This window comes from Pelagicoccus sp. SDUM812005, assembly GCF_031127875.1.
GTDB lineage: Bacteria > Verrucomicrobiota > Verrucomicrobiia > Opitutales > Opitutaceae > Pelagicoccus.
In genome coordinates this window covers 60,921-86,765 of the sequence record NZ_JARXIA010000023.1, presented here as the reverse complement: position 1 = coordinate 86,765, position 25,845 = coordinate 60,921, and the positions used below count along the sequence as shown (strand labels likewise).

Below are 25,845 nucleotides of genomic sequence, written 5' to 3'. Positions count from 1 at the left end.
ATAACTTGTAGTTAAAATGAAAATACGTATCATAGTGAAGTCGTTGCTGTCCGTTTCGCTTTGGGTCGCGAGCATCGTTGGCTTGGAGGCTGCCGCAGTGAAGTTGGACGTCGATTACGAGGACTTTATGCAAAGGCACGATATGGTGTGGGATCGGGTTCCTCCGCGTTGGGAAATGGCTCCGTATTCAGGAAATGGAAATGTGGGGTTCCTTTTCTACCAGGGAGTCGAAGAAAAGAGGAACGTGATTTCTATCCATGCGGGGCGGCATGACTACTACGATCATCGCTTACCGCACGAAGGGCATGAAAATTTATGGATCTACCGGGGTCGTCTGCCTTTGGGGCGTTTCGCGATCGAGTCGAAAGGTGATATTATAGGAGCGGATTTGCGATTGGACCTTTGGAATGCGGAGCTGCGGGGAACGATTGAGACGGAGCGTGGCTCCTATGAGATTCGAGGTTTGTCGCACAGTCTCGAGGACGTTATCTATTTCGAAATCGACGCTAAGGACGGCGAGGGAATCTCTATGCGTTGGATTCCGGCGGAACCGATGCCGCCCGTGCGGGAATCCTTGGATGCGGGTGGTGGTCCGAAGGGTGGAACTTGGGACAGGATGAGGACGGCTCCGTTGCCTATGCCTCCCGCTCCTGAGAAGGGCGAAGCGGATGGATATCGCTTTTGTCGCCAGATACTTCACGACGGTCGCGGCGAAACGACTACGGCCTGGAAGCTTTCCGGAGAGCCTGCTGGGAAGCAGGTTTTCACTGCGAGTATTCATCATAGCTTTCCCGCGCATGATAGTTTGGCGACTGCGGTGAAGAACCTGAGGGCAGCGGGAGCTCTCTTGAAGAAGGGGAGCTTCCGTTCTAGCCATCGTCAGTGGTGGCACGACTACTATCCGCTGAGTTTCGTGACCTTCGACGACCCTCAGAAGGAATCCTTTTATTGGATACAGATGTACAAGTTCGCCTCGGCCACGCGTGGAAACGGGCCGATCATGGATTTGATGGGGCCCTGGTACCACAAAACCTTTTGGCCAATGGTCTGGGGAGACCTGAACGTGCAGCTCCAGTATTGGACCCATCTAACGGCGAATCGTTTAGCGGTGGGGGAGTCGTTGCCTAACAATTTGGACAAGTACATCGGAAACCTAGCCCGCAACGTGCCGGACCATTGGGAGGATAGCGCGAATCTGGCTGCCCTGTTTCCGCAGGACATGATCGCCCATGCCGGAGCAAATGTGCCTGACATGCTGGTTTGGATACTGAACAACTACTGGCTGCACTGCGAGTTTGCGGGGGATAGGGAACGCATGAGGGACAAGCTCTTTCCGCTCCTGAAGATGGCGGTAAACAGCTACCGGCATTACTTGCGAGAGAACCCTGTGGAAGCGGAGGACGGAAAGATCCACATCAAGCGAAGCTGGTCGCCCGAGTATCCCGGCGGGCGCGGTCAGGACATCAACTTCACCATTGGACTGATTCGCTGGAGCTGCCAAACCTTGTTGGATATCGACCAGGAGCACGGTCTCAAGGATCCGCTTGTCCCGGAGTGGCGTCGCATCTTAGACAATCTGGTCGATTTCCAGGTCGATGAAAACGGGTTGAGGATCGGGAAGGATATTCCTTTCGATCATCCGCATCGGCACTACTCCCATTTGTTGCCGTTTTATCCCTTGGCGGTTCTGACGCCGGATACGTCGGCCGGAGCAACTTTGCTTAGGACCACCTTGGATCATTGGTTGGACGTTAGTATCAACCAAAAGAATACAAAAAGCTCAGCCATGCAGGTGACGGGCTACACGGCGACGGGAGCCGCTTCGATGTATGCCATGTTAGGGGACGCGGAGAGGGCTTACTATTATCTCGATTTTTTGATCAAGCATCGAAACGTATCCACCACTACCATGTATGCGGAAGGGAATCCGGTGATCGAGAGCCCGCTTTCGTTTGCAACCAGCGTGCATGACATGCTGCTGCAAAGTTGGGGCGGCACGATCCGCGTCTTTCCCGCAACTCCCTCGAACTGGGGAGATGTAGCCTTTCACCGATACCGTACTCAAGGAGCGTTTTTGGTGAGCGCCAAGCGGGTAGACGGGCGGACCGAGTTTGTGAGTATTGAGAGTTTAATCGGATCTCCGTGTTGGGTGAAAACCGATATCGCGGAGCCGAAAATTTACATCGATGGAGAGTTGGCCAGTCCTGATGACGTTTCGGTCGAGGAAGGCGGCTTGATTCGCATCTCGCTGGCGAAAGGCAGTACGGCGCTTCTCGCCGGCAAGGAGTTGGAGCAAGTGGACCTGAGCATCCAAGCGAGTCAGGTGGAAGGGGAAGACTGCAACCTTTTTGGATACAGCAAGCGAACGGTGCGGCTTCCCGGTCACAAGTTCTACGAAGAGAAGGCGAGGCGACACCCTTAGCGAATCCATCCTTGAGCGACCCTTACCCTCCAAACGAGGGATGGGGTGATTTCGTAGTTCGCGGTAAATTGTCGCGATACCCTTGTTCGTTCGTTACCGATATTGCAGCCAATGAAAATCAAACCCTCCTTTTTTTGCGCCCTGTTGGGCGCTTTGTCATTCGTATCCTCCTCCTGCTCGGTTGAGGACGGCCGTCCGGCGAAGCCGAACGTGGTCCTCATCCTGGTCGACGATCTCGGATGGCAGGACGTAGGTTGCTACGATATCGACGAGCCGACCCCTTACGAGACGCCTCGGCTCGATGCCTTGGCGAAAACGGGAGTGATGTTCTGGCAGGGCTATTCGCCGGCGCCCACCTGCGCTCCGAGTCGGGCAGCCATTTTGAGCGGCGACCATCCGGCGCGGGCCCAGAAGACGCACGTGGTCGGCGGGGCTCCTCCGGTGCCGTACCACAAGACGGGAGCTCGCGTGATATCGCCTTGGTACAGTGGTCGCATGCCCGCGGATGAGCTGACCATTGCTCGCGTGTTGCAACAAAATGGATACACGACGGGGCACGCCGGAAAATGGCACATTGCGATTAGCCACAATGCCTACCCGCAGCCAGAGGATCTCGGCTTCGACTGGACGCGGTCCGATCGCGGAGCGCGTTCCGGAATGAAGGACCGGCTCAAGGATTTCGCGAGCGATCGGGAGGGCGATCCCTATCGACTCGACGAAAACGGATATCCCTTTCATCAGAACAACGAGGACGCCTTGACCTTCCTTCGCGAGCACAAGGCGGATCCCTTCTTTCTGTACTACGCGACCTGGTTGGTGCACGCGCCTATCCATACCCGCTCGAAGGAGTTGTTGGACAAGTACGCTGCCAAGATGGGCGTGGATCCGAGCGTGACGCCTACGAGAGAGCAGGAAGGGCAGATTAACCCGTTTTACGCAGCGATGGTGGCGGAGTTGGACTACTATTTAGGCACGGTCTTCGATTACCTGGACCAGACGGAGGATCCACGTTGGCCGGGGCACAAGCTGAGCGAGAACACCTATTTGATATTCACTTCCGACAACGGAGGCATGGAGGGCGGACCGAAGGAGCGGTACACCGATAACTACCCTTTGGATCGCGGAAAGATTTCCGCTATGGAAGGCGGCGTACGGGTGCCTTTGATCGTAAGGGGGCCGGGAATCCCTGAAGGCGTTCAAACTGACGTGATGGCGAACGGGCTCGATTTCTATCCGACGATCTTGGCGATGACGGGAGTAGAGAAGCCAGTGGGAAAGAGCCTGGACGGCTGCGATATTTTGCCGCTTTTGACGGAGGACCCGCAGGATGCTCGCTTAGTGCGCGAAGCGGATGGATCGGTTCGCGATACGATGATGTGGCATTTTCCCCATGGGGGCGGCGCGATGGAAGCGGCGATCCGAGTGGGGGACTATAAGTTGGTGAGAAATTTCGACCATGTCGCCAATCCGGGCACGGAGGAGCTGGAGCTCTATCGCCTGTATCGGACCGATGGCGGGACCGCGAACCGGGCCGATATCGAGGAAGCTCGGAATCTGGCAGCCCTCATGCCGGAGAGGGCCCAGCGAATGGATGCGAAGCTTAGCGAGATGTTGACCGAAATGAAGGCGAGCTTGCCGTACTTCAATCCGGCCTACCGAGGAGAGCTGCCGGGCAAGGAGGCGATCTGCGAGGTCGTGGGGCACGAAATGAAGGGGAGAAAGGTCGAGGTTTCGTTTGCGGAAAGGGGCGCGAAGGTCGTGCGGGCCGATTTGATTTATACCCTCAATGGCTTGGAGCGCTACGAAGAATGGTTTCGCACGCCGGCTAAGGTTCACGCTGGGGGTAAAGTCTCGGCAACGCTGCCGCAAGGTACGACACACTTTTACCTGAATCTGATCGATGAGAACAATTTCCTGGTTAGCTACCCGGATGCGGAGCAAAAGGCAGTGAAAGGGGGCAAGCAGAAGACCTATACCTACACTGCCCTTGCCGCGGAGTAGCTGGGCGGGCTTTTCGGGGCGAAGAGGCTAGCTGCTTGAGCTGCGTGAGCTGCTCGCGGGGGCGCTCACCAATGTAACCCGAGAAGGGCTCCCGCTTTGGGCGGGGCTTTGGTTTCATGGGGCTTTGGCCACCCCTATGAAAACGTTGCTTACCCTCGTAGTTGCCTTAGCGGGCCTTTCTGTTCTTTGCGCTCAAGAGCGAGTGAAGGTTTATCCTGCCCCGGACGGGATCGAGCTTTCGCAGGTTTTCGCCGTCCAAGTGGCCGGAGAGGAGGTGCCGGTCTACAAGGCCAAGATTCCTCCGGCGGGGCCGATCCCTCGCCTGACTCGGGACCCGAGCGCCTTTGCGTTCGCGTCGTTCGCGTCCTTTGATTTGCAGGGCAAGGTGGAGGTGAAGATCGAGTGTTCGGAGCCGGTAAGCTCGATCAAGGTTTTGCCGACGTCCTATGGGATCGTGCCGAAGGTGCATGGAAAGACAGTGGCGCTTTCGATCGATGGGCCGAGGCAGGTGACGGTGGAGATCAATGGAGATTGGCACGAGTCGCTGCACATTTTTGCCAATCCGATGGAGGAGAACGTTCCCGATCCGGATGACCCGAACGTGATCTACTTCGGTCCGGGCGTGCACGAACTGACGCACCTTGCGGTAGGGGACGACACGACGGTCTACGTCGCGGGCGGGGCCTACATTCGCGGGGGCATGGACGCGAGCGAGGAGGAAGGGCAGGTGGGCCTGAGGACCATGTACCTCCCCACCTTTATGCTGAGCGGCAAGAACATAGAGTTTCGCGGTCGGGGCATCATCGAGCAGGGGGCTATCCCGCGGCCGAAGCGGCGCTATTCGCTCTATGTCGGCGATTCGGAAAACGTGACGATCGAAGGCGTTACCTTTCTGGACCCGAGCCGTTGGACGGTTCCGATCAAGCGCTCGAAGGACATCCATGTGGACAATATCAAGATCATCGGCTGGCGCGGGAATTCGGATGGGGTGGATATTTCCAGCAGCCAGGATGTGCTCGTCGAAAACTGCTTCTTGAGAACGCTGGACGATTTGGTGGTGGTCAAGTCGCGCACGGGACAGGGCGAGTCGAAGAACATTCACGTGCGCAACTGCGTGCTTTGGAACGAGCTGGCCCACGCGCTGAGCATCGGTGCGGAAGTGCGTGAGGATGTGAGCAATGTGTTGTTCGAGGATTGCGACGTGATCCACGACGTCGGGCGGGAAACGGCCTTGCGGGTTTATCATTGCGACGACGCGACGATCAGCGATGTCACGTTTCGAAACATCCGCATCGAGGAGGCGCGTCGTTTGATCTCGTGTTGGATTGGCACGACGCGTTGGACGAAAACGCCGGAGCGTGGGAATATTCGCAACGTGCTGTTCCAGAATATCACGGCGACTTCGGCTCCTATCGATCCTACCTTGGAAGGTTTTCAGGACGGTACGGATTGGAAACCGTATGTGATCAAGGATCATGCCAGCATCGAGCTGGTCGGGTTCGATTCGGAGCACACCGTGGAAGGAGTCGTATTCGATAACGTGATACTCGACGGACGTAAGGTGGAAGCGGGCAATGTCATGATGAACGAGTTTGTAGAAGATGTGCGTTTCAAGTAGAGGTGGTTCTATGAAATGCGTTTTGCTCGTTCTCGTGGGCGCTTCCCTTGTCGCTTCGGTGGTGGGAGCTGGGGAGCAGCTTATCCGAAGGCAGTTCGTGGAGTATTTTGGGCAGGCGGCGTTGGCCGAGCCTGCTTTGGAGGAGTACTTGGCAAGTATTGGAGAAATGGGTACGTGGCCGGACATCGACTACGCGAGCCAACGACGCGGGGAGTGGCCGACGCGGACGCACCTGGATCGCTTGAAGGACATGGCGGCCGCTTTTTCGGATCGGGAATCGCCCTGGTTCGGGGACGAGGCGATGAAGCGGGCGGTGTTGAGCGGCTTGGATCATTGGATACGCAACGACTACCAAAACCCGAACTGGTACAATGGGCGCATCGGGGTGCCCTACCGCTTGGGAAGCGCTCTGTTGCTCATGGGGGATGCGGTCCCGCAGGAGATGCTGGAGGCGGCGCGGCGGATTTTGTATCGCAGCGAATTGGGGCTGACTGGGCAGAACAAAGTTTGGTGCGCGGGGATCGGAATCATGAAGGGCGTGCTCTACGGCGATCGGGAATTGCTGGATCGAGCCGTGGCGGAGGTTTGGTCGGAGTTGAGGGTATCGACGGGAGAGGGAATCCAGCCGGACTGGAGCTTTCATCAGCACGGGCCTCAGCAGCAGTTTGGGAATTACGGGGATTCGTTTGGCGTCGACATGGTGCAGTGGGCATCGGTGCTGCGCGGAACGGAATTCGCCCTGGCTGGCGAATCGCTGGAGGTGCTGCGGAACTACCTGCTGGAGGGGCCGTCGTGGATCTTGTGGAAGGGCAGGATGGATCTCAGCGGTTGCGGGCGCCATCTGGACGAGGGAAGCCAGCTGGCCAAGGCTCGCTCGATCCGGCGGCAGCTGGAGCGGATGAAGGCGATCGATCCGGATTTCAGGGATGGCTACCAGTTGCGTATCGATTCGATGGAGCGGCGCGGGAGCGGCTTCGTGGGCTTCAATCCGTTTTGGCGATCGGAAATGGCAGTGCAGCGTCGGCCCGATTGGTATGCTTCGGTGAAGCTGTCGTCGACGCGAGTGATCGGTTCGGAGTCTTGCAACGAGGAGAACATGCTGGGCTTGCATCTCGGCGACGGGGTGCTGCTGACCTACGTCGATGGAGACGAGTACGAGGACTTGGTTCCGCTTTGGGACTGGAGGCGGCTTCCAGGGACCAGCTGCGATCAAGGCTTGGTGGACCTGACGCCTGCCACTTTGGACGGCTTTGGCGGCTCCGATTTTTCAGGGGTGCTGGGAGCTGGCGAAACGGGGATGGCGGCGATGGTCTACAAGCGCGGAGGGTTGGAGGCGCGGAAGGCGTGGTTCTTTTTGGGTGATCGTATCTTTTGTTTGGGGGCGGGGATTCGCGGGGAAACGATCGGGCCGGTGTTTACTTCGGTCGAGCAATCGCGTCGCAGCGGAGCTGTGAAGCAAGAGGGGCGCTGGGTATGGCACAATGGGATTGGCTACGAGTTTCTTGACGGGGAGCCCGAAGTCTTGTCGGAGCGAGTGCAGGGCAATTGGAAGGAAAGCTTTCCGACGCGTGGGGATCGGCCGGAATCCGGCGACGTATTCAGTATTTGGATAGACCATGGAAAGTCGCCTCATGGCGGTAGCTACGCGTATCGCGTTTATCCGGAGCTTTCGCTCGAGAGCGCCCAAGCGTTGGGCGCGGCGGGGACGAGCCGCGTGCTGGCCAATTCCCCGGAGGTGCAGGCGGTCGAGCACGAGGGGTCGCTTTACGCGGTGTTCTACGAAGCGGGAGGGATCGAGACCCGAAGCTGGGGAGAGGTCGCGGCGGATGGCCCTTGTCTCCTCGTTTTCGAAGGAGGGCGGCTGCTGGTTTCCGATCCGACCCATTCGCTTCAGGCCTTGACGGTGCAGGTGGAGGGAAAGGCGTACCGAGCGAACTTGCCGCCGGGAGCGGAACGCGGACGTCAGGTCGAGGCAAGGTAAAGGAAGAGGCGGTGGCGCGATCGGCTGGGCGAGGGCGCTGCTGGCGGCGTTACTTGACGGGGAGGATGCCGGCTTGGAATGCGGTGGAGATGGCGGCGGGGGCGTTTTGCACTTCCAGCTTTTCGTAGATGTGGCTGACGTGGGTGGAGACGGTGGCGTTGCTGATGCCGAGCTTTTCGGAAATCTGCTTTTTGAGCAGCCCTTTGCTGAGGAGCTCGAGCACCTCGATTTCTCGTTTGGTTAAGGTGTTTTCGATGCTGAGCTTCGGCGGCTGCGTGCGGAAGCTTTCGAGGATGTAGGTGGCCATCTTGGGGTCGATGGAGGCGCCGCCGTCGGTCACGGTTTGGATGGCGCTGGTGATCTGCGAAAGGCTGGACGATTTGAGGAGGTAGCCGGAGGCTCCCGATTTGATCGCTTTCATGATGTCCGCCTGTTGGTCGGATTGGGTGAGCACGATGATCTTCGTTTTCGGCGAGTATTCCTTGATCCAGCGAATGGCCTCGAGGCCGGAGATGCCCGGCAGGTTCAGGTCGAGCAGGAGGACGTCGGGCCCGGGGTGCTTGGCTGGATCTTGCAGGGCTTGGAGAGCTGCTTCCGCAGTGCTGTAGGTGTTTTTCAATTCGATGCGTTCTTCGGTCTCGAGGGCGAGCTCGATGCCTTCGCGATAGTCGGGATGGTCTTCGACCATCATTACTTTGATTGTATCTGTCATAGCGTTTACTTTTTCAGGAAGCGGAAGAGTCCTAGGCGGTAGTTCAGGCGTACGAGAGTGCCGCCTTCGGGGGCGAGTTCGGTGGTTGTCTTTGCTCCGAGCAGCTTGGCGCGGCGTTTCAGGGAGTTGGGGCTGTCGTTGATGAGGGAGTTGGGAATGCCTCTTCCGTTGTCTAGGATGCTCAGCGTAATTTGCTTGTCGGTGGCCACGAGGCGAATTTCGCAGAAGGTGGCGTCGGCGTGGCGGCTGGTGTTGACGAGGGCTTCCTTGTAGAAGAGCAGCAAGTCGGTGCGTTCCTTGGGCTTGAGGGCGGCGAGGTGCTTCTCGCCCTCGATCTTTATCTCGTAGCGGATCTCGGTGAGGATGCGACGGGCGGTACGCTCCATGTCGTCGGGGAGGCTGCCGTAGAGGCCTTTGGCTTCTTGGAGGTTGATGCAGTGCCGCACGGCGGTCCCGGTGCGCTCGGTGAGTCGGCGGTTGCGTTCGAGCACCGTTTGCAGGCGCTCCGGATCGTGGAGCGACTTGAGGGCGACGTCGCCGAGCAGTCCGATGGTGTGGATGTTCGCTCCGAGCTCGTCGTGCAGGTCGGCCGCGAAGCGTTCGCGGATGCTGGCAATCTCGCGCATGCGCAGCATGCGGTCGACGAGGATGGTGATGATGATGCCGACGGTGAGGGCTGCGGCGAGCCAGCCCATGCGCTTCAGGTTGCGGCTTTGGGCGGCGTAGTGCTCGTTGAGTTTGGCGAGGATGAGCGGGCGTTCGGTTTCGAGGTCGTGTCGCTTGGCCAGCTGTTCCATCCATTCGCGAACGGGCAGGATCTCGCCGTAGAAGTTTCGTCCATCGGTGAGGGAGAGCAGGCTTCGTTCTCGCGGGATCCGGTTGAAGTTTGCGGTGGTCGTCTTTCCGACGGCTACGTTTTTCCCTTGGGAGAAGACCTCGATTTCGGCGAGGGCGATCTGCGGGCCTTCGCCAAGGTGGTCTTTGCCGAGGTAGGGCTTGAGAGCGACGAGGCGCACGTAGCGGGCCACTTTTTCGGGAAATCGCCACATGATGATGGGGCCTACGTCGTAGATGGAGTTCATCTTGTATTCGAAAAGTGGAGTCGCGTCGGAGAAATCCGCGTGCGTGGCGCCTTCGGCGAGCCAGTGGCGGGCGATACCGTAGTCGTCCGGCAGGGCTTGGGGGATGGTGTCGCTCAGGTCGGGACCGTGCAGGTGTATACGGTTTATGGGTACGGTTTCGCCGAGGTCGATGGTGAGGATGGGGGTTGGGGTGATGCCGGTGAAGGTGGTGAATGCGAGGCTCTGTTCGACTTGGGGACCGTCCATGACGTAGGGAACGAAGCCGTCGACGAGGTACTCCCTGCTGCGCGAGGAGGTGAGAGCTTGGGAGAGGGTCGGCGTGATGACGGGCTGGTGCAGGGCTACGTTTTCTTCTCCGCTGAAGACCAGAAACTCCGAGAGCTGAAGGATGTAGAGTCCGTCCCAAATCCTGGGAGAAAGCACGCTCGCTTCCAGGCGTACCCAAGAGGCCTCGATGGGGTCGATGGGGACGAGCAGGGGAGCGATGCGCGGCAGCCTAGAGTCGGAGGCTTGAAAGGTGGCGATGACTTGGCCGTGGCTGTCGGGGGCGATGCCCGCTTTGATCTGGAACTCGATAGGGAAGCCGTCCGCATGCAGGCCGCTCTTCTTGCCGCGCCAGATGGTGGGAACGAGGACGATCTGGTCGATGGTGGCGACGTCTTGCAGGTCGATTTGGATCCATTCGGGCGATTCCGCTTCGGTATGGGCTTTGGAGCGGTAGCCGACAGGGCCGACTCCGGAGCGCAGGCTGTATTCCGCGAGCTGCCCGAGCTCCTCGTCGATTTGCTTGATCCTGAGTTCTAGGTCCGCGGCGGAGGCTCCGTGGGCCGGTTGGGCTTCGGCGCCGAGGAAGAGCAGGCCGAGCAGGGCTAGGAGGGGCCGCAGGCGTCGTAGCGGTGACGACGGTTGCCGCTTGCTTCGAAATTGTTGGATGGGCTTCGAGTGGCATGGGCGATGGGGGTCGGGCGGACGTGGAAATGGGTGCATGAAAAAATGGAAAGCCTCTTTTTTTGGGGGGGATGGTCGGGCACCCTTTTTGTTGGTCGGCGAACGACGGGAAGTTTACTGGGATTTGAGGTTCTAGGAATCGTATATATGTATGATGCAGCCTGGGGCTGCTGGGGCGCTTTGTGGAGGGAAAAAGCGAGACGGTCGCGTTCTAAAGGGTCGAGGTTCCCGGCTTTTCGTTGGAAGCCTCCTACAAACGTACGATGCGCGTTTTCGAAAGATTCGCTAGAGTGATCGTTTTACCGACCCCTGTGCCTTATGAAAACCCCACTCCGTAGGACCCTTGTCCTAATTCTCGCTGCGTTGGCGGCGACCACAGCCGCCTGGCGAGCCCATGCTTGGCCCGAGCTCTACTTGGGCGAGGATTCTGCCGTGGAGGAACGCCGCTTTAAGGTGCAGGACTTCGGGGCGGTCGGGGACGGCATCGCGATGGATACCCGAGCCCTGCAAGGGGCGATCGACGCCTGCCACGCCCAAGGCGGCGGAGTGGTGTGGGTGCCGGCCGGCGATTACCAGATCGGCACCATCGTTTTGAAGAGCAACGTTACGCTCTCGCTCGACTACGGGGCGACTTTGCTGGGGAGCAAGGACTTGGCGGACTATCCCACCGAGGGCTTGGACAATCCGCGCGAAGGGGGGCCGCACACCTTGATCTATGCGAACGGGGCGAAAAACGTGCGGATCGAAGGCTTGGGCGTAATCGACGGGAGGGGAAGCTACGAGGTGTTTCCCCGCTCGGCCAAAAACTCCCAGAAGCGCCTGACCCGTCCGCGCCTCCTGCGCATGGTGGACTGCGAGAATATAACGTTTTCGGGCGTTACCTATAAGCGTCCCGCCTTTTGGGGAATCCATTTGGTCGACTGCAAGGACGTTGTCTTCACGGGCGTCACGGTTCGCTTTCGCAACAATAACTACAACAACGACGGCCTGGATATCGATGGCTGCGAAAACGTGCTCATCGAAAACTGCGATATCGATGCGGGTGACGATGCGATCTGCTTGAAGAGCTCGAAGTATCCTTGCCGCAATATAATCGTTCGGGGCTGCCGCGTTTCGAGCAGCACTTCCCCGTTGAAGTTTGGAACTTCTTCGAGCGGTGGCTTCATAGACGTGAAGGTGACGAACTGCTATTTCTACGATAGCCCGATGGGGGCGATCAAGCTGCAGCTCGTCGATGGCGGCCGTCTCGAAAATGTGGATATATCGCGGATCACGATGAAGAACGTGGGCAATCCCATCTTCATTCGCCTTGGGAACCGGGGCCGCATCTACTCGGGCGAGCTTTCCGGTGGAAAGCAGGGCGCGGACGTTGACCCGGAGGGGGCTCCGGTGGGTATCCTCAGGAATATTCGTATCCGCGATTTGGTTGCGGAGGTTACCATCGAAGATCGCGTGAAGGCGGCCTCCGCCCCTTACAAGGGGATCAAGGTGGATACCACTCAGGGCGTTACGGATGGCGAAAAGGCTCGCTCGGGACCGATTATGATCACGGGCATCCCCGGCCACTACGTTGAGGACGTTCTCTTGGAGAACATCAAGATTTCCTATCCGGGCCATGGGACCGAGGAGGATGCCCGCCGAGAGGTGCCGGAGGACATCGCCCGCTATCCGGAGCAATTCTTCTTTGGGGTTCTGCCGGCTTGGGGCGCCTATGTGCGGCACGCCCGGAATATCGAGTTTCGAAACGTCGAATTGGTTCTCAGGGGGCCGGACGCCCGCGAGCGGATCGTACTTGAGGATGTGGAAGGATTTCGCGAGCAACCTATGAGTCACTGACCCGAACGGGTGGAAGGAGTTGTTCCTTCCGTGCCCGGCGCGAGATGAAGTCTAAGCTTGTTCTTAAAAAATGAATACGAATAGAAGCGCCTGCCAAGGTGAAGGCGATGTCCGGTCTACCCCGCTTCAGCGTCGTGATTTTATCAAGGCGACGGGCCTTGCCGTAGGGGCGCTCTGGGCCGGGCGACTGCCGGTAATGGCTGGCCCCTTCAGCCAGGATGATTTGGCCGGACATCTCGTCCCGGTCGACAAGAAGTTTTCGCGGCAATGGCTCGACGCGCTGACCTGCCGCGGCGAGGCGGAAGTCTTTTCGGGCGAACAGCTAAGGTATATCGGAATGCCGGTGGGCGGCATCGGTTGCGGGCAACTCTATTTGGGGGGAGATGGGCGTCTCTGGCACTGGGATATTTTCAAGTCCAACTATCATCGCGAGAAGCATGAGATGCGCATGGATGCGATGACGATGGGAGGACACTACACGAAGCCGGTCTCGATGGGAGAAGTGTATAGCGACCAAAACGGGGCCAAGGTGCAGCAAGGCTTCGCGATTCGCGCGAAGTCGGACGATAGAGTTTTGGAGCGCAGTCTCGATCAAATCGGGTTTCCCGAGGTGACCTTCCGCGGGGAATATCCGGTAGGGCGGGTGAGCTATGAGGATTCCGCGTTTCCGGCGAAGGTGCAGCTGGAGGCGTTCAGTCCGTTTATCCCGCTCAATGCGAAGGATTCGGCGCTGCCTGCGACCGTGATGCGTTTCACGGTGACGAACCGCACGGAGCGGAATTGCCAAATCGAACTTGCTGGCTGGCTGCAGAATGCGGTTTGTCCCTACCTCGCGGATACATCTCTTGGCCGACGCGTGAATCGCTTGGGCGCGAGTGCGAGCCGTAGTTCAATTCTTAGTACGATCGATGGAGGGGACGCTATCGCTGCGGAGCATGGATACGGTTCGAGCGCCCTGACGGTACTTCAGGGTGAAGGAGTGCGTATTCGCAGCGCAGTTACGCTGAAGCGACCTGAGACCATATTCTCGGAACTTGAGATCGGTACGGAGGAGTCGGCAGCGAAGCCTTTGGACCAAGCGCTAGTCGGAGGTCTCGGCGCGTACTTTGAGCTCGAACCGGGGGCTTCGAAAGTCGTCACCTTTCTGGTCAGCTGGTATTTCCCTCGCCATCAGAAGTATGATCGCAGCCCGGACCTGTTTACGGGCCGGCATTACGGTCCTTGGTTTCATTCGGCTGGGGAGGTCGCGGACTATGTGGTGGAAAAGGCCGAGTCGTTGATCGATGGAACGCTGCTTTGGAACAAGACTTGGTACGATAGTACCTTGCCTCACTGGTTGCTCGATCGGAGCATGATTTCCTTGGGATGCGTGGCTACCCAGACGTTTCACTGGTTCGACAACGACCGTCCGTGGGCCTGGGAAGGGGTGGATTGTTGTGAGGGCAGTTGCACCCACGTTTTCCACTATGCGCAGGGCTTGAGCCGAATCTTCCCGGAACTGGAGCGAAAGGGGCGGGAGATCGTCGACTATGGGATTGCTTTCAACGAGGAGTCGGCGGGGGTCGGTTATCGCGGAGATGCTCGTGGGCTCGTGGCGGACGATGGTCAAGCGGGCACGATCCTACGTGTCTATAGAGAGCATCAGATGTCGGCGGACGGTGCCTTCTTGAAGCGTATCTGGCCGAAAGTGAAACGATCGATTGCCTACCTGATGGCCAAGGATCCGGATGCCGACGGCATTCTGACCGAACCGCAGGCCCATACGCTGGATGCGACCTGGACCGGTAAGATCGCTTGGATTAGCAGCATGTACCTGGCGGCCTTGGCAGCGGGGGAAGCGATGGCGAGGGAACTGGGCGACGAAGGCTTTGCCGAGAGCTGCCGCGGCATTCTAGACCGTGGCTACAAGAGTATCGTCGATGAGCTATTCGACGGGGAATACTTCATTCACAAGCCCGATGAGTCCGCTCCCGCCCATCTCAACACCAATCGGGGCTGCCATATCGACCAGCTGCTCGGACAGTCCTGGATCCATCAAGTCGGACTGGGGCGGGTCGTTCCGAAAAAGGAAACCGTTTCGGCGCTTGAAAGCCTTTGGAAATACAACTTTGCGCCGGACGCGGGCGCCTACGCGATCAGGCACCGCGAGATCGAGCAGGCCTTTCGCTGGTATGCGATGGAAGGTGAGGCTGGACTGCTGATGACTACTTGGCCGAAGGGAGGCGCGAAGGAGGCTATTCCCGGAGATAAGCTTCGCCCTGCGAAGAACCCGGAGCTCTGGACGGGGCCGGGCGGATACTTCAACGAATGCATGAACGGTTTCGAGTATCAAGTTGCTGGGCACATGGTATCGGAGGGCGAGGCGGACGGTTCACTTGTCGAGAAAGGATTGGCGATCATGAAGGCGGTGCACGACCGCTACGGAGCCGCCAAGAGGAATCCCTACAACGAGATCGAATGCTCTGACCACTACATCCGCTCCATGGCTTCCTATGGAGTATTCCTTGCTGCTTGCGGCTTTGCCTACCATGGCCCAGAGGGACGGATCGGATTCGCCCCCAAAGTCCATCCGGAGGACTTCAGGGCGCCTTTCACGGCCGCGGAAGGCTGGGGGACCTTTAGCCAGCGAATTAGCGCTGGCTCGATGCGCGCTAGCCTGAGGATCCGTTGGGGTAGTCTTTCCTTGAATACGATAAGTTTGAAGCCGATCGGATTCAGGCCGAGGCAGGTTGAGGTCACTTATCGAGGTCAAGCGCTTGCGGCGGGCGTGTCATGGGGCGAGGATCGGACGGTTGTTCGATTGGGAGAAAGGCTTAAACTGGAGACGGGTATGTCGGTTACGGTGAAGCTTTCGTAGCGATGACGCGGGATCATTATGGCTAAGATCTTTCACTGTATCGTTTCTTGCGGGCTGCTGGCCGCGCCTTTCGCTTTCGCTGCCGCACAGGGAAAAACAGACATTCTCTTCCTAAACGAAGACGAAACGAAGATCTTCGAACTCTCCGCAGTAAAGTCTGAGCGTTTCGATATGTTGCTTGGGATCAGATAATACTATTTAAATGAAATATATATACGTTGCCTTGCTTTTCCTGAATTCTGTGTTGCCTGCGATGGCTGCAGAGGAGGTGGTTGAGGGAGACCATCCTGTGATCCGATTGTGGCCGATCTCTCTGATCGGTGGCGAACAGAACCGGCTCAACGAGGAGGTGACCAATCGGGGGAAAATCCGGTATCACAATATTAAGGATCCGAACTTAACGGTTTTTCCCGTTCAAAGTACAGAGCCGACGCCAGCGGTGCTCTATTGTCCAGGAGGAGGTTACGTGCATTTGACTCCCCGGTCGCCGATAATCAAATGGCTGAACGATCAAGGGATTACCGTATTCATGCTAAAGTATACCGTTCCGGACGACCGCGAAGCGGCATTTAGGGATGTGCAGCGGGCGATGCGGGTGGTCCGCCGCGATGCGGCGAAATGGAATGTCGATTCGAGTCAGTTCGGCGTTCTTGGCAGTTCTGCCGGAGGACATTTGGTTGCCCGTCTTAGCCAGAACTACTTGGCGCCCGCCTATGACGCCATTGATGATGCAGATCAATTAAGTTGCGAACCCGCGTTTGTCATCATCGCCTCTGGAGCGTATTTCGCGACTGAGAATGGCGGGACTGATTTGACTGAAGAGTTCCCTATGAGAAGCAAAGTCGCTCCCACATTTCTGGTCTATGCTGAAGACGATGAGAATTTCGTGAAAGGAGGTATCGCCTATGAAAAGGCTCTTAGGGCGGCAGGTGGAAGCGCTCGAATATTGCTTTCAGAAAGCGGCGGTCACGGCCTGAACGGTGTAGATTGGTATCCGGAGTGTGGTGAGTGGCTTAAGAACCTAGGATTGAACTTAAAACAGAGAGCGCCGGTTTGAAGACTCGTAAATTTTATAGAAAGGCAGCGTTGATCTTCGTTGTGCTTGCCTTGGCCAATTCTATGCTTGGCGTGGCGAAGAAGAATATCGTCCTTATCATGGCGGACGACATCGCCTATGATAATAACTTCGGAGCCTACGGCGCTCGTGAGTCATGGACTCCGCGACTGGACCAATTGGCGAAGGAAGGGATCACGTTCGACCACGCCTATTCGACTCCGAAATGTACGCCGAGCCGAGTTAAGATTATGACGGGGCGCAGTGGTATCCGCAACTACATTGGTTTTGGCAAGCTGGCGGCTTCGGAGGTCACATTTGCCCATATGCTCAAGAAAGCGGGATACAAAACGCACGTGGCAGGCAAGTGGCAGCTGGATGACAAAGGGGGGACGGCGACGAACGCGGCTGGCTTCGACACGTGGTTCCTGTGGAATACTAAACTCGGACGAGGGAGTCGGTATTGGGAGCCGGATTTCGACGTGAACGGAAAGCGTGTCGTGTATGGAAAGGATGACTACGGACCGGATCTCTGTGTCGATTCGATCTTGGAATTTATAGGGAACAATAAGGGTGAGCCTTTCTTTGCTTACTATCCGATGTTGCTCGCGCATGGTCCGTTCGAAACCACTCCTGACAGCGAAGCCCGCGACCGGAAAAATCCTCAAAAGAATTTCGAGGACATGGTCAAGTACATGGACAAGTGCGTAGGAAGGATTGTCGATGGGCTTCAGGAGATGGGGCTCGCTGAGAACACGGTGCTTCTTTTTTGTACCGATAATGGGACGAACCGAGTCCTGACCTATGAATCGTTTGGCGAGGTCGTGGACGGGAAGAAAGGCGTTCCGCACGATCGCGGGACTCACTCGCCGCTGATCGTCTACGCCCCAGATACTGTCCCAGCGGGGGCACGTTGCGCGGATATCATCGACTTTTCCGACGTGCTGCCGACCTTGGCGGAAATTGGCAATGCGAAGCTGCCCGATGTCGAACTTGATGGCCGCAGTTTTTGGCCGCAATGCGTGGGCAAGGAAGGCAATCCGCGCGAATGGATTTTTCAATACTACTGGCCGAAGGAATGGAGCTGGATCCCTGCGGAGTTAGGCGAGAAGGAACTGATTTGGGTGCATAACCAAAGCTACAAGCTGCATGGGAATGGCCTCTTTTACGATATCGTGAACGACCGCGAAGAGTTGAATCCCATCCCGTTGGAGAGGATGACGAGCGAACAAAGAGATTTGTACGAGAAGTTCAAAGAAGCGATCAAAACGATGCCGGAGACCAATCTAGAGTATCAGAAAAATGGGGGCAGGGGAGCTTCGTAGTTGTCTGAATCTCGATGGTCTTCAGGCCTTCGCTAAGGGAGAAATTACCATGAAAACGATCAATCAATGGCTTTTCGTCGCAGGCGTTCTATCAACGGCACTTGCGGATATAGATGCGACTGAAGCTCCGCAATGCAGGCCCAACATCCTCTTTATCATGGCGGACGATATGGGGTGGTCGGATATCGGCTGCTATGGCGGGGAAATAGAAACTCCCAATCTGGACGGCTTGGCGGAGAACGGGGTGCGGTTCCGTCGCTTCTATAACAACGCAAAGTGCGGAGCCAGTCGAGTGAGCCTTATGATGGGAGATTCGAATTTCGCTGCCTCTCAAAACAGCTACGACAATCCGACTCTTGGGCAGGTCTTAAAAGAGGCGGGGTACCACACTTTTGCCTCCGGAAAGCATCACTCCACCGTCAGTCTCTTTGATCGGGGATTCGACCGCTACTACGGGCTTCGAGACGGCATGAGCAATCACTTCAATCCTGGGCTGCAACGGGAAGGTGAACCGGTTCCCGGCCGGAAGGGAAGAACCCGCTATTGGGCCGATGACGAACTAACCTTCGACACGCGTGACCCGAATTACCAGCATTACTTTCCCAAAGGATTCTATTCTACGGATGCCTTTACCGACAAGGCATTGGAGTATCTGGACGAGTGGGAGGACGCGAGTACGGGCCGTCCCTTCTTTCTCTACCTTGCCTACACGGCTCCTCACGATCCATTGCAGGCCTGGCCCGAAGATATCGCTAAGTACAAAGGTGTCTACGATTCTGGATACGAGGCTATCCGCCGGGCTCGGTACGAAAAGCAGCAGGAGATTGGGTTGTTAGATTCCAAGCGATTTCCGCTTTCGCCAGCTACGCACGCTGATTGGGCTCAGATGGACGCGGAGCAGCGGGCAGGGCAGGCGAAGGTCATGGAGACCCATGCCGCAATGATCGACTGTGTCGATCAGCGTATCGGAGACGTGCTGCAGAAGCTCAAAGCCCTCGGGGCTTATGAGAACACCTTGATCTTCTTCTGCTCCGATAACGGCGCCGAGAAGATCGGGTCGGGCGCGAGGCCGAAGAGGATAGGCGCCCTGGACAGCTATTTTGCGCTCGGCGCGGACTGGAGCAACGTTGCCAATACTCCCTTTCGCATGCACAAGCTCAGCTCCTATAATGGAGGCTCCCGCACGCCGATGATCCTTCACTGGCCTAAGGGCATCAGGAACCCCGGTCGGTTTTCCGATAAGTTTGCCCATTTGTCGGATGTAATGCCGACGCTTCTTGAGCTTGCAGGAGCCGAATATCCGGAAACGTTTAAGGGGGTATCTGGACGAATCTTACGTGGCGACAGCTTTGTTGACGTGATGAAAGACGAGCCGATCGAGCGTCAGGAAGCGGTCTACATGAACCGAGGTGGGCAGGCTTTTATCATCGTTGATGGATACAAGCTGGTGACAGAGGACGGGGAGGTCTGGAGACTGTATAATCTAAACGAAGACGAGACGGAAATCGTCGACCTTTCCGCAGCGGAGCCTGAGCGTTTCGATAGGCTGCGTGCGCAATACAAGGCATGGAGGAACTCTCTAAAGTAGCATGACGAGAACGTTGCGTAATGGAATTGGGATAAGGGTCCTTCGAGAAATCGATGCGACCTCTAAGGTATGAAGAAGCAAATAGTCAGAAAAAGCCACTTGGCGAGTGGCGGTCCTTTTATGCAATTAATCAGGCTTGGGGCTGGGTGGCTTTACGGTGTCGGCTTAGGCTTGCGATGCGTAGTCGCGTCTTTTTCGGGGATCGGTCTGTTCCTAAAGTTCTCCTGCATTGCGGCTCTCGCTGTATCCAGCTTTGCGGCACGTGGAAAAGGCGTCGAGGTTGAGAAACATTTGTTCATTCTGTCAGGCCAGTCGAATATGCAGGGGCTAGATCCGAATCTTTCCTTTACCCCGGCGGTAGAGGCTGCGTTTGGCAAAGGGAACGTTACCGTGGTGAAGGATGCTTTGGGCGGGCAGCCTATTCGACGTTGGTTCAAGAAATGGAAGCCCGCCGTGGGCTATGATCCAGCAGAGACAGGTTATCCTTTCTATAAAGGCGGACAAAAGCCCGGGGACCTGTACGATAGGCTGATGGCCGCGGTTGAAGCGGAAACGAAGGGGGACTACTATACGACGGTAACGTTTGTCTGGATGCAAGGAGAGCGAGACGCCAAGGAGAGTCACGGCGAGGTCTACGCTACGAGTCTGAAGGGATTGATTGACCAGCTCTCGCAGGATCTGGAGCGAGAGGATATCAATGTCGTCATCGGCCGCTTAAGCGATTTCGACATGGCCAACGAGAAGTACCCGCATTGGACACGAATTCGCGACGTCCAAGTGGAAGTGGCCTCGGCGGATCCGCGAATCGAATGGGTTGATACGGACGATTTGAACGATGGAAAGAACGGGAAGGGAAAGGATATCGAGGATGACCTTCACTATTCGGTGGATGGTTATCGGCTGCTCGGCAGTCGTTTTGCCGAGAAGGCGATTGGTTTGATCAAGAGTAGGGACAAGTCGAAGCTGGGGGCAGGACAGGTGATGTCTCCAGCGGAAATTTGGGAAGGCTACGATCCGCGGGAAGAGCCGCTGGATGAGGAGATTCTGGATACGTGGGAGGCGGACGGCGTCACCTACAAGGAGGTCTATTTCAACGGGGAGCGATTCGACGGAAAGCAGGTCCGGATCTACGGCATTTATGCCGCACCCGCGAAAGGCGAGAACCTCCCCGCGCTGCTGCATATCCACGGTGGCGGCCAGACGGTAAACGAAGATTGGCTGAAGGAGTTTTCCGGTCGTGGCTATGCGATCCTGACGATCAACTGGGGAGGGAAGTGGACGAATCGCGAGAAGGTGACGCAATGGCACGAGGTTTCCAACGGCAACCATCGGGAGCGAGTCGGCAGGCAGGTTACGGAGCCGTCGCCGAGGAGCGATGCCTACTACCTCTGGACCCAAGCGTCGATGCGGGCCCTGACCTATCTCGAAAGCCAAGCCGAAGTGGACCCGAGCAGGATGGGCGCTTTTGGAATTTCGATGGGCGGCACGATCATGTGGAATTTGGCTTTCGATTCGCGGATCAAAGCCGGCTGCGCCATCTACGGAGCGGGGTGGAACACCTATTCGCACAAGGACCCGAAATACGCGATCGATCATCCTGGATACACGCCAACGCAGAACGAGCTTCGATGGCGGGCCTCGCTCGCGCCGGAGGCCTCGGCTCCCCACGTACGCTTCCCCATGCTTTTTCTTAGCTCCTCCAACGACCGGCACGGCTATATGGATCGGGCCGAAGATTCGTTGGCGCTGATGCCAGCAGATGTGCCGAGAGCTTGGTCGCTGACACCGCGCTTCCGTCATCATATCGGAGCTGACTTTATTCATACCCTTCCGGCTTGGATGGACGTCCATTTGAAGGGCGAGGGAAGTTGGCCCGAAAATCCGGACGCGAAAATGAGCGTAGGAGCGGATGGGGGCCCGATCTTTGTCCTAAAGCCGGACCGCGGGCGAGAGGTGAAGAAAGTAGAGGTCTTCTATTCCTTGGAAACGCCCTTTGCCGTTAATCGTCACTGGCGCCATGCGAAGTCGAGTGAACGAGGCGATGCTTATGTGGCGGCCACTCCAGTGATGAATGCAGGCGAATACCTCTTTGCTTTCGCCAACGTCACTTACCGATCGGGCCTGGTAGTTAGCAGTCCACTACAGGCGGTGATTCCAGAAACAATCGGAGCAGTTGCGACTATCCGGAAACCGTCCCGTGTCTTTTATGACGGCGCGGAGGGAGTCGGGGACTGGACCCACGCTTCCACAGGCACCGACCCGATCCCGGCGCGGGCTAAGCATCGCCTTTTCGCAGCCGTTGGTCCCGGCGGGTTGCCTGCCCTGGCAGTCGACCGAGTGGGACCCATGAGCTACGCTCCCAGCGATCCGGAGTTTCGGGCGCCGAAGGGGGCTGCCTTGCAGTTCGATATCAAGACGGAGCAGGGGGAGGCATTCGCTTTGAAGTTGCACAAGAATTACTGGGTCTCGGATTTTGAAACCTATTCCTGCGAAGTGGAACTGGAGGGGAGCGACGAGTGGCAAACCGTGAGGCTTGCGGGAGATCGCTTTTTGGAGGAAAAGACAGGCCTGCCGCTTGGCGACACGATCAACGAAGTGGGCGTGCTGGAGTTTTCCATGCCCAAGGGAACGGCGTGGAAGGATTCGAATGCGCTGTTCCGAAATTTTCGCTGGATCGGCGGGGAATACGTCCCGCAGGTCCATGCTTATCGTAATGAAAATGACAATACAGGAGGGCTGATCACAAGCAGTGATGACGCCGCAAAGTTACAAGACCATGAACCCTAAGAATATACTGCCACGAAGAAAATTTATAACCCTTACCGCCTGCGGAATCGGGGGCGCCGTGATGGCGAGAGCAGCCGTGCCGTCGGCTCAGGACCCACGCTTCGTTTCGTTGAAGGAGGCGCATCAGGGGACCTTGGAAATCGATCTGCGGATCATGAACCAGTTTAAGGAGCAGCCCCGCTCGGTACAGGATTTCTATGCGGCTGGGCGGGCGGCCCTGACGGGGCCCGATCCGGAGGCGGCGATTGCGGAGGTTTGCCGCGCTGCAGGCCGCAGGACGATCGGAGGTCCGATGTTGGGCGACCTGACTGCGACGGGTGTTGCGGTTTGGATGCATCTGCCTGAGGCGGATAAGGTCGACGTAGTGGTGACCCGCAAGGGACGCAGCGCGTCGAAGGTCTTCAAGTCGGCTGCTGCGGAGCGGATCCAGTCGGTGCGTTGCGAGGGGCTTTTGCCGAATACCCGCTATGCTTACGTGGTGCGAGACTCGAAGGGGCGGGAGCTCGGGAGCGGCAGCTTTGCGACGGCCCCGGCGGAGCTGTCCGAGGATCCTTTCCAGATCGCCTTCGGTACCTGCTTCCACAAAGTGGGCTTGCATCGGCCGGAGCTGATGAAGCTGGTGCAGGAGCGGGGCAGCAAGGCGATGCTTGTGCTGGGCGACTCGGCGGTCGATGACCGCAAGTGCGACTGGGGATTGATCAATGCCGACTACCTGCTGCGCAACCTTTCCCCGGTGTGGCAGCAGCTCGCGGCGAACGTTCCGGTATTTACCTCGTGGGACGACCATGACTATTGGCATGACGATTCAAGCGGGACCTTCTCTCGCGGACAGTCGATCGACGTGGACGGATTGCGTAAGATCTGGAAGAGGCAATGGAATAATCCGGACCGGGAAGCTCGACGCAAGGGGGTCTACTTCAAGACGCGCATGGGGCCGGTGGACTTTATCTGTCTCGATACGCGCTCCTGCAGGTTATATGAGGAGCGCGGGAAGTTGAATTCCTATTTGGGCGCGGAGCAGATGGCTTGGGCAAAGCAGCAGATCGAGGAATCGACCGCGCCCTTTATATTGCTCAGCAGCGGAACGATGTGGAGCGACTATATTTCAAACGGGAAAGACAGCTGGGGTACCTGGGATACGGAAGGGCGCGAAGAGATCTTCCAGGTCATCGACGCCAAGAAAGGATCGAAGGTGGTCCTGCTTTCCGGCGACCGTCACGGCGCCCGCGGCTTTGCGATTCCCCGGCCGGGAGGCAAGAAGATCTATGAGTTCGAGGTGGCGACCCTAGGCGGCGTGCCGGGGCCCGAAGCCTTCGGGGAAGACAGGTCGGCTCAGTTGTTTGGCCTGCCCAGCAGGTCCTGGGCTTTCAGCGAGTTTGCATTCCGCGAAGTTGGGGGCGTACCTCAGGCGACTTTCCGCTTGGTGAACGAGCGGGGCGAGGTGCTGGAAACGATCGCGCTGGAATGAGCCGCGGAACCGTGGCCATGGATCCCGTGGATCATATTAAAAGGGGGTATCCTTTTTTAGGGCGAGGCGCTAGTATCTTAGGCTAAGTAAGCGTTCGCGTCGTCCGCGATCGTCCTGTCCCGCCCCCATTCCAATAACCCCAAGCAAGTCCGCTGCGTGAGAGCGGGATTGATAGAACTGTATTTAGAACGACAAGTATGAGAAAGACTATAAAGCTAGCTATCGCTGTCGGCGTCCTCTTGGGGGCGGCGGTTCGAGCGAATGCGATCGAGGTTTACAGCCGCGGTCCGTTGTTGAACGACGCGGAGCGCGAGGAGGAATTTATGGACTGGGGGCTCGGCATGTTCGTGCATTGGTCGATGGATTCGCAGTTAGGGTCGGTTATCAGCCACTCCATGGTAGGCGCGTCGGAGGCGTACCTTGACCGTTACGTCAACGAGTTGCCCAAGACCTTCAATCCGAGGAACTACAACCCGGACGAGTGGATGGAGATCGCGAAGCTCGCTGGAGTGAAGTATATGGTTTTTACCACGAAGCATCACAACGGATACTGTATGTGGGATACGGATACGACGGATTTCAATATCATGAACTCGCCGTACGGTAAGGATATCGTGAAGGACTACGTGGAAGCCTGTCGCCGGCACGGGTTAAAGGTTGGCTTCTACTTTTCGCCGGAAGACTTCATTTTTCAGCATCGAAACGGCGTGGACGTGCGCCGCGCGACGGGGCATATGGGTGACGAAGGTGGCTATCCCGAACTCGGAGACTACAACAAGAAGCAGCTCGACGAGCTCTTGGGCAATTATGGGGAAATTGACGTGATCTTCTTCGATGGTCGGGGCATGGAGGAGCTGACTCAGTACGTGCACAAGAAGCAGCCCCGCTGTTTGGTAACCCGAGGTGAGATGGAAACACCCGAGCAGCGGCTTCCGAAGGAGCCTTTGGCGGGACCTTGGGAATCCTGTTTTACCTTGGGCAACCAATGGCAATACAAGCCGACGAACGAAAGCTACAAGTCAGGGACCGATCTCATTAATATGTTGGTCGAAACCCGAGCCAAAGGCGGGAACTTGCTGATCAACGTCGGTCCCGATCCGCTGGGAACGATCCCCTTCGAGCAAGAGCGACGCTTCCGCGAGTTGGCTCTGTGGATGTTCGTAAACGATGAGGCGATACATGATATACGTCCTTGTCCAGTTATCGGGGAGGAGGGCGTCTATTATACGCAGTCCAAGGACGGGAAGTCGGTTTATGCGATTATGACGGGTTTCACCGGGGATAAGCGCTGGGGCTACGGCGAGCGTAAGACCGTGCTCTTGCAGGAGCTTCGGGCCACGGCGGATACGACGATTTCGGTTCTCGGGCAGAACAGCAAGTTTCTGGAGTATCGGAAGGAGGTAGACCCGCGTTCCGAATTCAGGCAGAGCGATCAGGGGCTTGAGATTTCAGTCATGCGGGCGCAGCGGCTTTATAACAACAAGCGCTGGCCGAACGCGATCGTCGTGAAGCTGGAGAATGTCGAATTCGTAAACGCCTCGGAAAACGGATCAGGCTGGGTGGACCTGCTGGAGGGGAGCAGCTTGTCGCAGTGGAAGGGCGGGACCGGAGCTCCGACTCATTCCGCTACCCGGATTGGCGATCTTTGGGAATTGAAGGATGGCGTGCTGCACTTGGACCGTGAGAAGAAGGGGCGGGGCGGTTATCTGGTTACGAAGAAGTCCTACTACGACTTCGAGCTGCGGTTCGAGTTCATGATCAGCTACGATGGGAACAGTGGGGTCAAGTATCGCATCAACGAGAAAGGCCTTGGCCTGGAGTATCAGATAATTGATGACGAGGTTTACCGGGATAACAAGAACCCTACGCACCGGACCGCTTCGATGTACGAACTCGCAGCGGCGCCGGATTCGAAAACCTTGCACCCGGCTGGCAAGGCTTGGAATACGGGACGCATCGTTGCCAAGGGAAACCGTTTGGAGCATTGGCTCAACGGGGAGAAGGTGGTGAGCATGGAGTTCGGTTCCGAGGACTGGAAGGAGCGCTTCGCGAAGAGCAAGTATCGCGATATTCCCGGTTTCGCGGAAGGGGCGGGCCCCATTCTCCTGCAGGACCACCAGGATTCGGTGTCCTATCGGAACCTTAAAATTAGAGAGCTTTAACTTG

At 57.4% G+C, this 25,845-nt stretch carries 14 protein-coding genes; 12 read left to right on the top strand and 2 right to left on the bottom strand.

What is annotated here, in order from left to right; translation table 11 throughout:
• Window positions 1-16: 16 nt before the first annotated feature.
• The 4 genes from QEH57_RS21710 to QEH57_RS21695 all read left to right on the top strand — a co-directional run bounded on the left by QEH57_RS21710 (window position 17) and on the right by QEH57_RS21695 (window position 8,022).
• A complete protein-coding gene (locus QEH57_RS21710) occupies window positions 17-2,422 on the top strand; it encodes a hypothetical protein (protein ID WP_309008894.1) in 2,406 nt (801 codons plus the stop codon).
• 111 nt (window positions 2,423-2,533) lie between these two features.
• Window positions 2,534-4,423, top strand: coding sequence for a sulfatase (locus tag QEH57_RS21705; RefSeq protein ID WP_309008893.1), 1,890 nt, complete (start codon window positions 2,534-2,536; stop codon window positions 4,421-4,423).
• A gap of 136 nt (window positions 4,424-4,559) precedes the next feature.
• A complete protein-coding gene (locus QEH57_RS21700; protein ID WP_309008892.1) occupies window positions 4,560-6,041 on the top strand; it encodes a glycosyl hydrolase family 28 protein in 1,482 nt (493 codons plus the stop codon).
• Between the two features lie 10 nt (window positions 6,042-6,051).
• Window positions 6,052-8,022, top strand: a complete 1,971-nt coding sequence (locus tag QEH57_RS21695; RefSeq protein ID WP_309008891.1) for a polysaccharide lyase family 8 super-sandwich domain-containing protein — start codon at window positions 6,052-6,054, stop codon at window positions 8,020-8,022.
• A gap of 49 nt (window positions 8,023-8,071) precedes the next feature.
• Here QEH57_RS21695 and QEH57_RS21690 read toward each other — a convergent pair whose 3' ends face one another.
• Together QEH57_RS21690 and QEH57_RS21685 are read right to left on the bottom strand one after the other, a co-directional pair.
• Window positions 8,072-8,734, bottom strand: coding sequence for a response regulator transcription factor (locus tag QEH57_RS21690; RefSeq protein WP_309008890.1), 663 nt, complete (start codon window positions 8,732-8,734; stop codon window positions 8,072-8,074).
• Between the two features lie 5 nt (window positions 8,735-8,739).
• A complete protein-coding gene (locus QEH57_RS21685; RefSeq protein ID WP_309008889.1) occupies window positions 8,740-10,803 on the bottom strand; it encodes a hypothetical protein in 2,064 nt (687 codons plus the stop codon).
• Window positions 10,804-11,082: 279 nt separating this feature from the next.
• Here QEH57_RS21685 and QEH57_RS21680 point away from each other — a divergent pair, with 279 nt between their 5' ends.
• From QEH57_RS21680 to QEH57_RS21645, 8 genes are all read left to right on the top strand, one after another.
• Window positions 11,083-12,600: a glycoside hydrolase family 28 protein gene (locus tag QEH57_RS21680; protein ID WP_309008888.1), complete on the top strand. Its 1,518-nt coding sequence runs from the start codon at window positions 11,083-11,085 to the stop codon at window positions 12,598-12,600.
• A gap of 70 nt (window positions 12,601-12,670) precedes the next feature.
• Complete coding sequence (locus QEH57_RS21675; protein WP_309008887.1) at window positions 12,671-15,457, top strand: GH116 family glycosyl-hydrolase; 2,787 nt, start codon at window positions 12,671-12,673, stop codon at window positions 15,455-15,457.
• A gap of 202 nt (window positions 15,458-15,659) precedes the next feature.
• A complete protein-coding gene (locus QEH57_RS21670) occupies window positions 15,660-16,514 on the top strand; it encodes an alpha/beta hydrolase (RefSeq protein WP_309008886.1) in 855 nt (284 codons plus the stop codon).
• Between the two features lie 71 nt (window positions 16,515-16,585).
• Window positions 16,586-17,836, top strand: a complete 1,251-nt coding sequence (locus QEH57_RS21665; protein WP_309008885.1) for a sulfatase-like hydrolase/transferase — start codon at window positions 16,586-16,588, stop codon at window positions 17,834-17,836.
• Between the two features lie 49 nt (window positions 17,837-17,885).
• Entirely contained in the window at window positions 17,886-19,424 is a 1,539-nt protein-coding gene (locus tag QEH57_RS21660; protein ID WP_309008884.1) for an arylsulfatase, read from the top strand.
• 318 nt (window positions 19,425-19,742) lie between these two features.
• The gene (locus QEH57_RS21655; protein ID WP_309008883.1) at window positions 19,743-22,211 is read left to right on the top strand and encodes a sialate O-acetylesterase; all 2,469 of its coding nucleotides are present in this window, start codon (window positions 19,743-19,745) and stop codon (window positions 22,209-22,211) included.
• Window positions 22,201-23,679: an alkaline phosphatase D family protein gene (locus QEH57_RS21650; protein WP_309008882.1), complete on the top strand. Its 1,479-nt coding sequence runs from the start codon at window positions 22,201-22,203 to the stop codon at window positions 23,677-23,679. The genes QEH57_RS21655 and QEH57_RS21650 overlap by 11 nt, the downstream gene beginning before the upstream one ends.
• Before the next feature lie 197 nt (window positions 23,680-23,876).
• On the top strand, window positions 23,877-25,841 hold the full coding sequence (locus tag QEH57_RS21645) for an alpha-L-fucosidase (RefSeq protein WP_309008881.1): 1,965 nt from the start codon (window positions 23,877-23,879) through the stop codon (window positions 25,839-25,841).
• The last annotated feature ends 4 nt before the right edge of the window (window positions 25,842-25,845 follow it).